The sequence below is a fragment of the Sphingomonas sp. MMS24-J45 genome (assembly GCF_044881195.1).
Taxonomy (GTDB): domain Bacteria; phylum Pseudomonadota; class Alphaproteobacteria; order Sphingomonadales; family Sphingomonadaceae; genus Sphingomonas.
In genome coordinates, this window is record NZ_CP173255.1 from 1,116,750 (window position 1) to 1,131,611 (window position 14,862).

10 protein-coding genes are annotated in these 14,862 nt (G+C 67.3%); 4 read left to right on the top strand and 6 right to left on the bottom strand.

What is annotated here, in order from left to right; genetic code table 11:
* Positions 1 to 132: 132 nt before the first annotated feature.
* The 4 genes from AB5I39_RS05670 to AB5I39_RS05685 all read left to right on the top strand — a co-directional run bounded on the left by AB5I39_RS05670 (position 133) and on the right by AB5I39_RS05685 (position 6,051).
* Positions 133 to 2,604 (top strand): DegT/DnrJ/EryC1/StrS family aminotransferase, encoded by a 2,472-nt coding sequence (locus AB5I39_RS05670; RefSeq protein ID WP_404372286.1) that lies wholly within the window; start codon positions 133 to 135, stop codon positions 2,602 to 2,604.
* Positions 2,601 to 3,668, top strand: coding sequence for a glycosyltransferase family 2 protein (locus AB5I39_RS05675; RefSeq protein WP_404372289.1), 1,068 nt, complete (start codon positions 2,601 to 2,603; stop codon positions 3,666 to 3,668). Before AB5I39_RS05670 ends, AB5I39_RS05675 begins: the two co-directional genes overlap by 4 nt.
* Before the next feature lie 72 nt (positions 3,669 to 3,740).
* Positions 3,741 to 4,748: an aldo/keto reductase gene (locus tag AB5I39_RS05680; protein ID WP_404372292.1), complete on the top strand. Its 1,008-nt coding sequence runs from the start codon at positions 3,741 to 3,743 to the stop codon at positions 4,746 to 4,748.
* A 13-nt stretch (positions 4,749 to 4,761) separates the two neighbouring features.
* The gene (locus AB5I39_RS05685; RefSeq protein ID WP_404372295.1) at positions 4,762 to 6,051 is read left to right on the top strand and encodes an N-succinylarginine dihydrolase; all 1,290 of its coding nucleotides are present in this window, start codon (positions 4,762 to 4,764) and stop codon (positions 6,049 to 6,051) included.
* A gap of 2 nt (positions 6,052 to 6,053) precedes the next feature.
* Here the strand turns inward: AB5I39_RS05685 and AB5I39_RS05690 are convergent, their stop codons facing one another.
* From AB5I39_RS05690 to AB5I39_RS05715, 6 genes are all read right to left on the bottom strand, one after another.
* The gene (locus AB5I39_RS05690; RefSeq protein ID WP_404372299.1) at positions 6,054 to 7,115 is read right to left on the bottom strand and encodes an alpha/beta hydrolase family esterase; all 1,062 of its coding nucleotides are present in this window, start codon (positions 7,113 to 7,115) and stop codon (positions 6,054 to 6,056) included.
* Between the two features lie 89 nt (positions 7,116 to 7,204).
* Complete coding sequence (locus AB5I39_RS05695; protein WP_404372302.1) at positions 7,205 to 9,610, bottom strand: PAS domain-containing protein; 2,406 nt, start codon at positions 9,608 to 9,610, stop codon at positions 7,205 to 7,207.
* 93 nt (positions 9,611 to 9,703) lie between these two features.
* Positions 9,704 to 11,035: a cation:proton antiporter gene (locus AB5I39_RS05700; protein ID WP_404372305.1), complete on the bottom strand. Its 1,332-nt coding sequence runs from the start codon at positions 11,033 to 11,035 to the stop codon at positions 9,704 to 9,706.
* Positions 11,036 to 11,099: 64 nt separating this feature from the next.
* Positions 11,100 to 11,957, bottom strand: coding sequence for a sulfotransferase domain-containing protein (locus AB5I39_RS05705; RefSeq protein ID WP_404372308.1), 858 nt, complete (start codon positions 11,955 to 11,957; stop codon positions 11,100 to 11,102).
* A complete protein-coding gene (locus AB5I39_RS05710) occupies positions 11,954 to 12,880 on the bottom strand; it encodes a hypothetical protein (protein WP_404372312.1) in 927 nt (308 codons plus the stop codon). Before AB5I39_RS05710 ends, AB5I39_RS05705 begins: the two co-directional genes overlap by 4 nt.
* Complete coding sequence (locus AB5I39_RS05715; protein WP_404372314.1) at positions 12,873 to 14,786, bottom strand: asparagine synthase-related protein; 1,914 nt, start codon at positions 14,784 to 14,786, stop codon at positions 12,873 to 12,875. The genes AB5I39_RS05710 and AB5I39_RS05715 overlap by 8 nt, the downstream gene beginning before the upstream one ends.
* Positions 14,787 to 14,862 lie beyond the last annotated feature (76 nt).

The window sequence follows — 14,862 nt, forward strand, 5'->3', positions numbered from 1 at the left end:
AAATACGCCCCGACCGGCTCCTGACGCAACCGAAAGGTAGTGTATTGCAACGGATATAGCGGGCGTAACCGGATTTTAGGGTGCCACGGCGCACAAGGCGCGCGTTGATCCCAATTCAGGCCATGCCACGCTATGCGCTATCCCTTGATCGCCCCCAATCCGCCCCGGCTCAGCGAACAGGTCGAGGCATTGCGCCGCGTCGAGCAATCGGGCGTGTTCAGCAACAACGGTCCCGAAGTCCGCGCGTTCGAAGCGGAGGCGACGGTGAAGCTGTTCGGCGACCAAGGAGCCTGTCTCGCCGTTGGCAATGCGACGCTCGGCCTGATGATTGCCTTGCGCGAAGCGGCGGGCGAGAACCCGCAGGGCCGCTATGCACTGATACCCGCGCTCACCTTTGCCGCGACCGCGCAGGCCGCGCTGTGGGCTGGCCTCACCCCGCTGATCTGCGACATCGACCCGGCAAGCTGGACCGCGTGTCCCCAGGCCGAGGAACGCGCGCTGCGCGATTATGGCGACCGCATCGCGGTGGTCCTGCCTTACGCCACCTTCGGCACCGCGATCGATCTCGACCGCTACGCCTGGTTGCAGCGTGAGCATAATGTCGGGGTGGTGATCGACGCCGCCGCCTCGCTCGGCACGCTCGATGAAAGCGGCGCGGGCTTCGGTACTGGTGCCCCCTTCGCCACGGTCTATTCGATGCACGCGACCAAGACCTTCGCGGTCGCCGAGGGCGGGCTGATCCATTCGGGCGACACCCGCCTTATCGATCGCCTGCGCGCGATGACCAATTTCGGATTCGAGGCCGGGCGCAGCGCAACGCTGCCCGGCATCAACGCCAAGCTGCCCGAGGTGATCGCGGTGATGGCGCGCGAGAAGCTCGCCGAAATCGATGCGGTATGCGACCACCGCGCCGCGCTGGAGGCAGCGTATCGCGCCGAGCTCAAGGGCGTGTTGTTCCAGGCGGGCGAAGGCCAGCGCCGCGCCAGCCAGTTCATGCCCGTGCTCCTGCCCGAGGGGATGGCGCACCGCCGCGACGCGATTGCCGCCGCGCTGGAGGCCGAGGGCATCGGATCGGGCCGCTATTTCAGCCCGCATCTGGGCGAACAGCCGCTGTTCCGCCGCGCCGCCACGATCCTGCCGACGCCAGCCGCCGACGATGTCGCTGGCCGGTCGCTGTCGCTGCCGATCACCGACGCGATGTCGGTCGCCGACGTCGAGGTCATCGCCGAGGCGTTCAACCGCATCCTCGTCGCCGAAACCCGCGCGCCCGCCCGTCCGCGCAGCAATCCGATCGCCTCGCTGCTGATCGTCGGCGGCGGCCCGGCCGGCACCGCGATGCTCACCGCCGCGAGCAAGCGCGGGCGACTGGCCGAACTCGCTGCTTCGGGTCTGGTCATCGCCGAACGCGACGACACGCTCGGCGAGGGGCGGATCGGGCGCTATGCGATCACGTCGGATTCCACCGCCGAGACCTTCCTCAGCGCGGTGAAGGACAATCCGCATCCCGAACTGGCGGCGGTGGCCGATCACCCGACCGGTCGCGCCGTCGGCGAATATGTCGGCGCGCTCGGCGTGCCCCTGGTCGAGGCCGGACCGTTCGTCCGCGAAACCGGCGCGCGGCTGCACGCGCTCGTCACGCAAAGCGGCGGGACGGTGCTGACCGGATATGAAGTGCTCCACACCACGCGCACCGGCGGCGGCCTGTGGTCGAGCCGCCTGCGCCGCCGCGCCGACGGGCAGGAATTCGACCAGCTGTCGCAAGCCGTGCTGATCGCGACCGGCGGGCACCAACCGCTCGACCGCTTGGCCGGTCAGCGCGTCGGCGGCGTATCGCTGGTGCAAGAGGTCGGCGACCGGCTGATGCAGTCGGACGAGGCGCTGGCGGTCGGCGGACCCGAAAAGATCGTCGATCTCCTCTCCGCCAAGCGCAATCCCAAGATCGTGGTGATCGGCGGATCGACCAGCGCGATCGCGACGATCGTGCTGCTGCTGAAGAATCGCGATATTCCCTATGGCGCAGGCGCGATCACGCTACTGCACCGCCGTCCGCTCCGCCCCTTCTACCCAAGCGCTGAGGCGGCGTTGGCCGAAGGGTTCACCGATTTCGGCCCCGACGACATCTGCCCCGTCAGCGGCTTCGTCTATCGCCTCGCCGGGTTCCGGCTGGAGGCGCGCGATCTGGTGCTGCGCCAGCTTCGCGTCGATGGCCGCGTGCCCGATCCGCGCGTCGCAATTCACCAGGTGCAAGGTCAGGACGATCCGGTCGCGCGCGCGCATCTTGCCGAGGCGGATCTCGTCATCGCCGCGCTCGGCTATCGCCCGCGCGCGCTCCCGGTGCGCGATGCGTCGGGCAATGCAATCGCACTTGCCGCGCATGGTGGCGGCGCGATGGTCGATCGGCATTGCCGCGTGATGGACGCGAGCGGCGCGGCGATCCCCGGCCTCTACGGCATCGGCCTTGCCGCCGGGTTCGTGCCCTGGGGCAAATTGGGCGGGGAGAAAAGCTTCTCGGGCCAAGCCAACGGCCTGTGGCAATGGCAGAACGATGTCGGCGCGATGATCGTCGATCAGGTGCTGGGCGACGCGGCGCGAGCCGTCGCGTGACGGCGCCTACGGTCAGCGTCCTGATCGCGACCTACAACGGCGCGGCGCTGGTCGGCGAGACGATCGCGTCTTTGCAGGCGCAGAGCTTCACCGACTTCGAGGTGATCGTGGTCGACGATTGTTCGACCGACGACACCGTCGCGGTGATCGAAGCCTTCGCCGATCCGCGCATCCGCGTGATCCGCGCCCCCGTAAATCGCCGCGTCGTGCTGACCCGCAACGCCGCCTTTGCCGAGGCGCGCGGACGCTACATCGCCGCGCTCGATCATGACGATTTGTGCCACCCGAAGCGCTTCGCGCGGCAGGTCGCCTATCTCGACGAACATCCCGAAATCGTGCTCGTTGGCACCGCCGCCAATGTGCTGTCCGACGGCGCGATCCTGCCCTCCTCGCTTGCCCCGCTATCGACGCCGCCGGTGATCGAATGGCTGCTGCGGATCGAAAATCCGCTGGTCTGGTCCTCGGTGATGATGCGCGCCGATGCCGCGCGGCGGCTGGATCCGTTCCAGCGTCCCGAACTCGTCTATGCCGAGGATTTCGATCTCTACCACCGGATCAGCGCTTTCGGCGGGGTCGCGCGGCTCGACGACGAACTGATGACCTATCGTCGCCACGGCGGCGGCGCGTCGCAGGTTCAGGCCGAGACGATGCGCAACCATGCCCGCGACGTGCTGGCCGGCGTCTATGCCCCGCTGTTCGGCGATGCCGCCGCGGACACCGCAACGCTGATCGTCCGCCATGTGATGGGCCAGCAGCCAGTGCCCGACCGCGCGACGCTGGCGGCGGTGGGCGATGCGCTGGTCCGGCTGCAGGACGATTTTTTGAAGCGCCACCACCCCGACCCGGAAAGCCGCAGCCTGATCCGCTGGGAAACCGCGCGGCGCTGGGCGCGGATCGGGCGGGCTGGACTGCGCACCGGCGCGCTCAGCCTGGGGGACGCAACAGCGGTACGGCCCGACCATCTCGGGCTTGGCTATGCCGGGATCGAGGAACTCGTCCTTTCCCGCATCGTCGGCAGCGTGCGCGCCGCGCAGCGCCGCCTCGCCAAGCGCGACGCGGCCTGACCAAGCCGCATGGACACCGCCCGGTGCCGGGCGGTACAGCCCGATCGTACCTCCACGATCGGGAACACAGCCTTGACCTATCCTCAGCGCAGCATCGGGCCGTTCACCGTCTCGGCGATCGGGTTCGGCTGCATGAACCTCAGCCACGCCTATGGCACGCCGCCCGACGAGGCGACCGCTATCACCGTGCTCAACACCGCGCTCGACCTTGGCTGCACGCTGCTCGACACCGCGGCGCTGTATGGCGGGGGCAATAACGAACGGCTGCTCGCCAAGGCGGTGATGCACCGCCGCGCGGAGTTCACGCTGGCCAGCAAATGCGTGCTCGACATGTACGACGGGAAGCGCGGCCTCGACGGGTCACCCGCCGCGATCACCCGCACGGTCGAGGGTTCGCTCGCCCGGCTGGGAACCGATCATATCGACCTCGTCTATCTCCACCGGCTCGACAAGCGCGTCGCGATCGAGGAGTCGGTCGGCGCGCTGGTGCGGTTGAAGGAAGCGGGGAAGATCGGCGCGATCGGCCTGTCCGAAATGTCGGCGGCGACGATCCGCCGCGCGCATGCCCTCCACCCGATCGCCGCGGTGCAGACCGAATATTCGCCCGCCGTGCGCAATCCGGAGGTTGCCGTGCTGGAGACGTGTCGGGAACTCGGCGTCGGCTTCGTCGCCTTCTCGCCAGTGGCGCGCGGACTGCTCGCCGGCGCAGTGCGCGACGACGCCTATGAGGCGGGCGACATCCGCGCGATGATGCCGCGGTTCACGGCGCCCTTGCTGGCGAAGAACCTCGAAATCGTCGCGCGCTTCGATGCGATCGCCGCGGACGCGGGGCTCACCCCGGCGCAGCTCGCGCTCGGCTGGGTCTTGGCGCAGGGCGACACGATCGTGCCGATCCCCGGCACGCGCAGCGTCGCGCATCTAACTGAAAATATGGCTGCCGCGAACAAGCCGCTGGGCCAAGACGTGCTGGCGGCGGTCGATGCTTTGTTCCCGCCCAACGCACTCGAGGGCGCGCGTTATCCCGCGCTGATGCAGGCGCAGATCGACACCGAAACGCTGCCCGGCGAAACGCTCGCCTGAGGGGACAAAAACCGTGCGCGAGATAAACTTCGACGGCCTCGTCGGCCCCAGCCACAACTACGCCGGGCTCTCCTTCGGCAATCTCGCCGCCACGAACAACGCCGGTGCCGTCTCCGCGCCCCGAGCCGCCGCGTTGCAGGGTATCGCTAAGATGCGCCACATGCTCGACTTGGGGCTGACGCAGGGGCTTTTCCTGCCGCACGATCGCCCCGCCGTCGGCTGGCTGCGCGAACTGGGTTTCTCCGGGGACGATGACGCGGTGCTCGCCGCCGCCTGGGCCGCCGATCCGACGCTGATCGCGACGGTCAGCTCCGCCTCGCCGATGTGGACCGCCAATGCCGCGACCGTATCGCCCGCGCCGGATACGGCGGACGAGCGCTGCCACCTTTCGGTCGCCAACCTGTCGACGATGCCGCACCGGAGCATCGAGCATCCGCAGACCGTGCGGCAACTCCGCCTGGCGTTCGGCGATCCCGCGCATTTCGCAGTGCATGACGCGCTCCCTGCGGCACTCGGTGACGAGGGTGCGGCCAACCACATGCGCATGGCCCCGCGCCACGGCGCGCGCGGTATCGAGCTGTTCGTCTATGGCGAGCGCAGCGCCAGCGGATTTCCCGCGCGCCAGCATCGCAGCGCCAGCGCGGCGGTGGCGCGCCGCCACGGGCTCGATCCGGCCGACGTGCTGCTCGTCCAACAAAGCGTCGCGGCGATTGCGGCGGGTGCGTTCCACAACGATGTCGTCGCCGTCGCGAACGAAACCGTGCTATTTACCCACGAACAGGCGTTCGAGGATCCCGCCGACGTGTACGCCTTCATCCGCGCGCGCCTGCCCGAGGCGGTGATCGTCGAGGTGCCCGCCGTCCGCGTGTCGCTGGCGGCGGCGATCAAATCCTACCTGTTCAACTCGCAGCTCGTCACGCTGCCCGATGGGACGATGGCGCTGATCGTGCCGGGCGAATGTCGCGAGACGCCCGAGGTATGGGCCTGGCTGCAGGAGACGATCGCGGGCAACGGCCCGATCCGCCGGGTCGAGGTGATGAGCTTACGCGAATCGATGCGCAACGGTGGCGGCCCGGCGTGCCTGCGGTTGCGCGTAGTGGTGGACGACGCAGCGCACGCCGCGATCGATCCGCGCTTCCTGCTCGATCCGGCGAAATGCGACCGGCTGGCCGCGCTGATTGAACGGCATTGGCCGGAGTCGATCGCCCCCGCAGATCTCGGCGATCCGGCACTGTGGCGGCAGTGCGGCACCGCACGGGCGGCGTTGCTCGAGACGCTTGGCTTTGCAGCCGACGAAGTGTGACGCTACCGCATCAGTCCGGCTGAACGCAGCGCCGCTTCGATCGTCGTCTGTACATTCGGCATCGCAGGTGCCGCCGCCGCAGTCGCCGCCGCCCGCGGCCGCTCCGCGCCATCAAGCAAGCCCCAGCCCTGCGCGATCTGCCAGGTCGAGGAAATGCCGACGTCGAGCATGTGCGGCATGGCAGCACCGCACGCCGTCGCACCTTGCGTGCCGACCGGCGCACCATGCCCCATCCCAACGACGCGATGCTCCTCGATCAGCGCTGAGCCGTCAGCCGCACGCCAGACGCGGCTACGCAGCTTGCCGCTGACCTCCACATCGCCCGGTCCATCCGCACCGTGTAGCGCGCGCCACTGTCCGACGATCCGGTCGGCATTGACCGGCACCACCACCGGATCGGCGTCGCCATGCCACACGCTCACCCGCGGCCACGGTCCGCGATGTGACGAGGCCGTGCGCACTGCCGTCGCATAGGCCAGGTCATTGAGGTGCCCCACCCCCCGCATCCGATCAAGCGCCTGCGGCATAGTCGCCGCCGCACCATAAGGCAGCCCGGCGATGATTGCACCGCCGCGAAACAGCTCGGGATAAGTCGCGAGCATGACCGATGTCATCGCCCCACCCGCCGACAGGCCCGTCACGAAAATGCGTGTAGGATCGATCAGGAAGCGGTCGACCATCGCCGCGATCATCTGGCGGATCGACGCCGCCTCGCCCGCATCGCGCCGCGTATCCTCGGGCAGAAACCAGTTGAAGCAGAGGTTCGGGTTGTTCGAGCGCGTCTGCTCGGCGAACAGCAAGGCAAAGCCGAAACGCTCGGCCAGATCGGACCAGCCGGACCCAACGTCATAGGATACAGCGTCCTGCGTACAGCCGTGCAGCACGACGACCAGCGGCATTGCCACCGCGCCGTCGGGAACGAACGACCAGCCGGTCAACGCGCCAGGATTTGCCCCGAAATCGCCAAGCGCACGCAGCCGACTGGGCCCGGCCGGCGCGATCCCCGCCAACCCCGCAGATTGCGCACGCGAAAGACGCGCGATCGTATCGCTGATGGACCGCATGACCTTACTCCGGCAGCGGGAACATCATGCTGCACTGCAACAAATGGCACTTGCGGACCGCGGTTACAAGACGCAGGCCCGCGTCGTGCTCAGCGTGCTTCGAGCACCGTCCGGATCTTCGCGGCCAGCGCCTCCAGGCTGAACGGCTTGCCGATCAGATCGACCCCTTCATCCAGCGTGCCATTATGCACGACCGCGTTGCGGGTATAGCCGGTAGTGAACAGGATCTTGAGATCGGGACGCAGCACTCGCGCCGCCTCGGCCAGTTTCGCCCCGTTCATCTCGGGCATCACCACGTCGGTGAACATCAGCACGATTTCGGGATGCTCTTCTAGCACGCGGAGCGCACGCGCCGCCGATTCGGCTTCGAGCACATGATAGCCGAGTTCGGTCAGCGCATCGACGCTGAACTGCCGCACGCCCGGCTCGTCTTCGACGACGAGGATCACTTCGCGATCGTCGCCGCGCGCCAATTCGTGCGCTGCGGCCCGCGCTTGATCATCCTGCGCGCCCCCGAGCAGGCGCGGCAGATAGAGCTTTATCGTCGTGCCAAGCCCTTGCTCGGTATAGATCTTCACATGCCCGCCGGACTGCTTGATGAAGCCATAGACCTGGCTGAGGCCAAGGCCCGTCCCCTTGCCGACCGGCTTGGTGGTGAAGAACGGGTCGAACGCCTTTTCGACCACTTCGGGGGGCATACCGCTGCCGGTATCGGTCACCGCGATCAGCACATATTGCCCCGCCGTGACGCCGAGATTGGCGGCCGCATAGCGCTCGTCGAGATGCGCATTCTGTGTCTCGATGGTGAGGTGCCCGCCGTCGGGCATTGCATCGCGCGCGTTGACCGCGAGATTGAGCAGGATGTTCTCGAGTTGATTGGGGTCGGCATGCGTCCGCCACAATCCGCCCGCCAGCACGGTTTCGAGCTGCACGTCGGCCCCCAGCGAATGCCGCAGCAGGTCGGACATGCCGGCGACGAGCTTGTTGGCGTCGATCGCTTCGGGCTGCAGCGGCTGCTGACGCGAGAAGGCGAGCAGGCGCTGCGTCAGCAGCGCCGCACGCCGGGCAGCATCGGTCGCCGCATCGATGTAACGCCGCGCCCGCGCGTCCTCTTCCGGCACACGCCGCGCCAGCAATTCGAGCGAGCCCATCACCACCGCGAGCATATTGTTGAAATCGTGCGCGATTCCGCCGGTCAGTTGCCCCACCGCTTCCATCTTCTGGCTCTGCCGCAACGCCTCCTGGGCATTGGCCAGTTCCGCAGCGGCAGCGCGTTCGCCGGTCACGTCGCGCGCGCTCGCGTAGATCAGGCCGTCCTCCACGGTCGACACCCAGGAAAGATAGCGCACCCCGCCATCGCGGTGGCGATAACGATTGACGAAGCCTTGCAGCGCCTGGTCGGCGACTCGGTTCAGCACCGCCATGGTCGGCGCGACATCCTCGGGTACCACGAAATCGAACAGCGATCGCCCGATCCATTCCTCCGGTGCATAACCAAGGATCGACGTCACCGACGGGCTGACTGCGCGAAACACACCCGCACTATCGACGATGATGATCAGATCCTGCGAATTGCGCCACACGCGGTCGCGGTCGGCGGTGCGCCGCGCGACTTCCTGTTCCAGCGTGGCGTTGAGGCTGACCAGCGCGGCGGCCGTGGATTTGTGGTCCTCGATATCGGTGTTGGTGCCGATCCAGCGCGTGATGACGCGCTCCGCATTCCAGATCGGCAGCGCGCGCGAGATGTGCCAACGATATGCCCCGTCGGCGCGGCGCAGGCGGAACTCGGCTTCATAGTGTACGCCCGTCGCCAGCGACTTGCTCCACTTCGCGCTGGCAACGGCGAGGTCGTCCGGATGCACCATCACCGTCCAACCCGTTCCGTCGAGCGTCCCCGGCGCGAGGCCGCTATACTCATACACTTGCTGGTTGAACCAATCGAGGCTGCCATCGGGTTGCGCTGCCCAAACCTGATTGGGCATCGCCTGTGCGAAGGTACGGAATTCCGCCTCGCTCGCGGCGAGTGCCGCCTCCGCCTTGTGCTGTGCGGTCACGTCGGTGTTGGTGCCGAACCAGCGCACTACTTTTCCGTCGGCATTCCTAAGCGGCGTGATGCGCGTCAGAAACGGGCGAAAGACACCGTCCGCGCCCTTCAACGGGAAGGTCATCTCGAACGCTTCGCCGGTCGCGATCGAGCTCGTCCAGCGCTCCATGACAGCGGGCAGAATTGCGGGATCGTGCACCGCCCGCCAACCCCAGCCCGACATCGCCTCCGGCGTACTGCCACAATAATCGTGCCAGCGGCGGTTGTACCATCCGATCGACCCGTCGCCGTCGGCGATCCAGCACAGCGCCGGGAGGTTCTCGGTCAGCAAGCGCAGCTCGGCCTCGTCCGGGCACGCCGCCACCACCGCCGCCAGCGTCAGCTCGGTCGGTGCGACCTTGCGCCAATAGGCATCTGCAAAGTCGACGCCGGTGAGATCCTCTGGTGGCAACGTCTCACTCCCTTTCCCGGTGCCGGGTGCTTGCGAAGCGTTTGCACGGCATAACCGTCAAGGCAATCCGCGGTTGCGCGGCGGCGTACGGGATCAGCGGGGCGCGCGCGTATGTCGACCGTAGACGAATTCGAACACAGGTGTCGCCATCACCGTCGTCACGATCGCCATCAACACCAGCATCGCGAACAGCGTCGGGCCGATGATGCCTTTCTGCAGCCCGATATTGATGATGATCAGCTCCATCAGCCCGCGCGAGTTCATCAGCGCGCCGATGCCCAGCGCGGTACGATTGTCCTCACCGGAAAGCCGCGCCGCGAGATAGCAGGCACCACCCTTCGCCACGATGGAGGCGATAAGGATAAGCAAGGCGGTGAGCAGCAACGACCCCGAATTGACCATGTCGAGCCGCGTATTCAACCCCGAATAGGTGAAGAACATCGGCAGCAGCAGCACGACCGCAAGCGGCTCGACCGTGCGCTGTATCTCGCTGGTCAGCCGCCCGCGCGGCATCACCACGCCCATGATGAACCCGCCGAAAATCGCGTGAATGCCGACCGCGTCCATCAGCAACGCCGAGGTGCAAAAGGCGATCAGCACGATAGCCAGCGCGAAATGACTGATGCTCCCCTCGCGCTCGACTCGCCGTCCCAGCGGCGCGAGCAGCCGCGGGCCAAGCAGCAGCACCAGCGCCGCCCATACCACGCCGCCGCCGATCGCCAGGATCGCGACGCCCGGCCCGCCGCCGAAGGTCGCCAGCACCAGCGCGAGCACGCACCACGACACCGCGTCGTCGAACGCCCCCGCCGTCAGCGCGAGCGTGCCCAGCGCGCTATCGCCCAGCCCCCGCTCGGTGATGATCCGCGCGAGCATCGGAAACGCCGTCAGCGCGATGCACGCGCCCAGGAACAGCGTGGCATTTGCCTGACTGATGCCCGGCGCGAACAATCCGGGCAGGCCGAGCAGCAGCGGTGTCAATAGCACCGCTACGCCGAACGGCGCGGCGATCCCCGCCACCGACACGATCGACGCGCTCTTCGCCTTGGCGCGGAAATGATCGGTGCGCAGCGTCGTGCCGACCAGGAACATGTAAAGCCCGACGCCCAATTGCGAACCGGCATAAAGCACGTTGCGCGTCTCCTTCGGGAAGATCGCGCCCTGCAGTTCGGGAAAGACCAGCCCGAGCAGCGACGGGCCGAGCACCACGCCCGCAATCATCTCACCCACAACTTGCGGCTGCCCAAGGAAGCGCTTCCCGATCCAACCGACGATCCGGCACGCGACCAGGATTATGGCAAGCTGCAGGAAAAAATGGATACTGATATCGCCGGGCGCATAGCTGGTCGCCGTCGCCGGGGCGGCCGGGCCGTGGCCGCCCAGCACCCCGCCCGCCGTCTTCCCCAAACTGTCGATCCAATCCTGCATTCGCTTCTATGCCCCCATGCGGCCGGTGCAGACGGCCGATGTCGCGCATAAAGCCGCGGCGCGGCTACAGATAGCCGAATCGGCGCATCACCCCTTCATGATCGGCGACGATGCGCGCCGCCTGATCCGGGTCAAGCACATCGCGCCAGCCGCCGCTGCGACCAGTATGGAAAAAGCGTTCGGCCGACGCCGGTTTTTGGCGAAAGCCGCTGCGCGCCTCTTCGTCCGCCAGCCGCTCGAAGCGCGTCGCCGCCACCGCGCCTGCGATCGCCGACGGCGTGGCATCCCAGCCCAGATGCACCACCACCCGCGCCAGCGTTGCGGGCAGATCGGCGTGCATGTCTTCATACCGAATGACCAACGGATCGAGCCCCGACTCGTCGACCCAGCTCAGCACATGATCGGACCAGTTGCCGAGGCGCTGCGATATCCCGCCGCCGATACGGTCGGCAGGCGGCTGCAACCGCGCCGCGCGATCCGCCATGAATTGAACCGCCCAGTCGATCGATCGCCCCATAAAACGCGCCCAGGATACCGCCACGTCGCGCGGATCCCGCACGATGTAGAGTGCCGCGCGCGTATGGTGCCGGTCGAATACCGCACGTCCTTCAGGGGTGCGGAACCAGCAATCATGCACCTTGCACAGTTCATCCGGCCCGCCCGCGCCGAAATGCGCATCGTGAAATGCCGGACGCAGGGCCTCGATTTCGGCCTCGGTCATGCTGCCGCTATCGGCCTCCAGCACGCCGTCGAACAGATGCCGCCCGATCGGCATCCGCGCATAAGTGCTCAAATCGGACAATGCGACCGGGCCACCGTGCTCCTGCAGCGATTTAAGCAAGAGCCGCAGCCACGTATTTCCCGATTTCGGGTAGGAGGCCAGCCAGATCGCCCGGCCGCGCGTCGCGGAACCGGCACTCACCGCGCCGCCCGGACCGTATCGACGACATCGTCGATCAGCGTATCGAGCGCGCCGAACTCGAACGGTCGATCGAGCGTGTAGTGTAGCGGAAACGCCGCCGCCGCCGCCGCCACCCGCGCCATCGCCGCAGGCACGCCGATCATGCCAGTCAGCGACCGCCATCGATAGACCTGACGCCGGAACTGCTCGACCGCGTGACGGCCGCGCAGCCGCGTGAAGCGGGGCCCGGCATCACCCGGATCGAGCGCCCGAAGATGCAGGATCGCCCCCGGGACGACCGCCTCCGGCGCCGGAGCAGCGTGCAGCGATCGGCTGAATTTCTCCAATCCCACGCGGCACCGCTCCACTTCGTTCGGCGGCCAGCCGGCATTGGCAAGCGCATCGCCCCACAGGCGGATTCGCCGCAGGCTCGGCAGCACGCGCGCGCCCGTGCCCTCGATCGCGATCGGGGAGACATCGTCGGACAGCACCGGAAATCCGCGCCGCGCAAAGGCATCGGCCAAGGTGGACTTGCCCGACCCGGATGCACCTGCAAAGCAAATCGCCGTGCCGTCGATAATCACGCTCCCCGCGTGCAGCGGCAACACGCCGCGCTGATGGCACAGAAATCCCAGGCCACTTCCCAAGAGAAACAGGCGGATTTCGGAGTCCGCCACGCCGGGCCGCGGCGCGACCGTGATTCGCGCGCCCTCCTCGACCAGGAAATCCGCCACCGAATTGATCGCGAAGCGCGCGCGTCCCGCAGCATCGATTTGCACGAGCGCGGTTTCCAAGACCGGCTCCGCCATCGCAGGCACCGCCCCAAAGGCGATCGTCACGTCGGGCGCGCGCGCGTCGCCACTCCAGTGCGACAGATCCGGCAGCGGAAGCGCACTCGCGACGCGCCAGCCGCACAGCGCATAATCGCCCCTCGCTTCACTCATTGCCGCGCTCAAATTGTCGCAGGAATCCGCCCATCGCGATTCCCCGGCTGAGCGCATGGGCGTACAATTGCTTGCTGCCCCGCCCAGCCTCGGCATCCTTCGGCCAGGTGTCGAGGAGTGCCCGCATCCGTGCCACGTCGACGACGCGCGATGCCAATGGCGACCGGCCGATGCGATCGATCGCCGCCGCCATGTCATCGCGGCGTGGCGTCAGGACGGCATACCATTCCGGGCATTGCAGCCCGCGCCGCGTTTCAGCGAGCAGGGCGGCCGGCAGCCGATCGGCGAGCACGCGCCGCGCCAGCCAGCGGTCCTGACCGTCCCGCCAGAACTGGTCGTTCGGCGTGCCGAGCGTGAATTCGACAAGACGCCGATCGGCATAAGGATCAAGGCCGGGCACACCGCCGCGGCGGCGCCCGCCACCGGCAAGATCGTGGACGATCTGGCCCTGCAGCGCGCGAAGCCGGCGCTGGGGAACTGTTAGCTGCGCGGGTGCCTCGAACGGCAGGTCATGGTCATGATCGCGCGCATGCCGCTCATAAGCCAGCGTATGCAGGAACTCTTCCGAAACGACGCTATAGTCCGCCCAAGGCATCCGCCCCCCCGCTCGCCATCGCCGCTGCGCTCGCAGCAGCGCGCGGGGCACGAACGGCCGGATCAACTGCGCCGCCAGAACCCGACCGAGCGGACGCCGCTCGCTCGCGGCGGTGCGCCGCGCGGCGTGCCATGCCCCGACCAGGCGTCCGGCGCGAACATCGTCAGCGATCGTCGGAAGCCCTTCCCAGGATAGGGTGATGTTGCCGCACCCGCCGTTCAATACCAAGTCGATGCCGCACGCTTCGACCTTATTGATCAGCGGCTGGAACCACAGGGCGTTCACGCTCGCCATGCGCGGGGCGGCGAACTCGGCGCCTTCGCGCTCGGCATCGATGGTGGGCACATCCGCACAATCGTCCCGAACGATCGTCAGGTCGATGTTGGGGTACATCGCCGCAATCGCCTCGACCAGCGCGACTTCGTCCATCGCCTCGTAAGGATGCTCGTTACCCGGAGCACGATGATAGGCCGGAAAGCGTCGATCCCCAAAAATTCGCGCAACAGTTGCAGTGACGCCGGCCGAGTCAAACCCGCCCGAGACCAGCGTGGCGACTTTCCCCTCCGCGGGCAGGCGGCACGCCACCGCACGATCGAGCAGAGCACGCGCTGCCTCGACATAGGCATCGTCGTTGGGCAGCCGCACGTCAGCGATATGATCGGCGGTCCAGTATCGCGTCACGCGCAGATCGCGGCCGCGCACCGTGACCATGCCCCCCGGCGGCACCCGCTTGATCTGACGATACAGGGTCCTTTCGACATCCTGGCTTTCGATCGTCAGATATTGGGCCAGCACGAGATCATCGATTTCGCGCGACACGTCCGGCAGAGCGAGCAACGCCTGCAACGTCGTGGCGAAGAAAAGATGCGGCCCGTGCTCGACATAGAACAGTGCGCGTGTGCCGAGCCCGTCGCGCGCCAAAGTCAGTTCGCGACGCCGCTCGTTCCAGGATGCGAAAGCGAAATTCCCACCGAGCTGCGCTGCGGCTTGATCCCGCCAGCGGACACACGCCGCCGCGACCAGAGCGGCGTCGGAGGGGAGCGCTTCCGAAAGCCCAAGCGCGCTTGCTATGTCGCGAGGTTCGTCCAGCCGTACGTCCGCTACTACGACGAAACCGGAATCGGTCTCGATCGGCAGAGTGGCGGTCGCGCGACGCTCGCTTTCCAATAGCGGTCGATGGACGAGAGCCGCGATGCCATCATGCCAGACACGCGGAAGGCCTATTCCACCGACGCTCGCGGAAATCCGATCGATCAGGCGCGAGTCCAGCCCGTCGCCATCGCGTCTGATGACTCCCGCAAATTCACCCATGAAGGTTACTCGACTTACTCAACTCCGCGCCGCATCGGGCGCGGCATCGGCTCAACTCGGGCCAGTCTGAACGTAA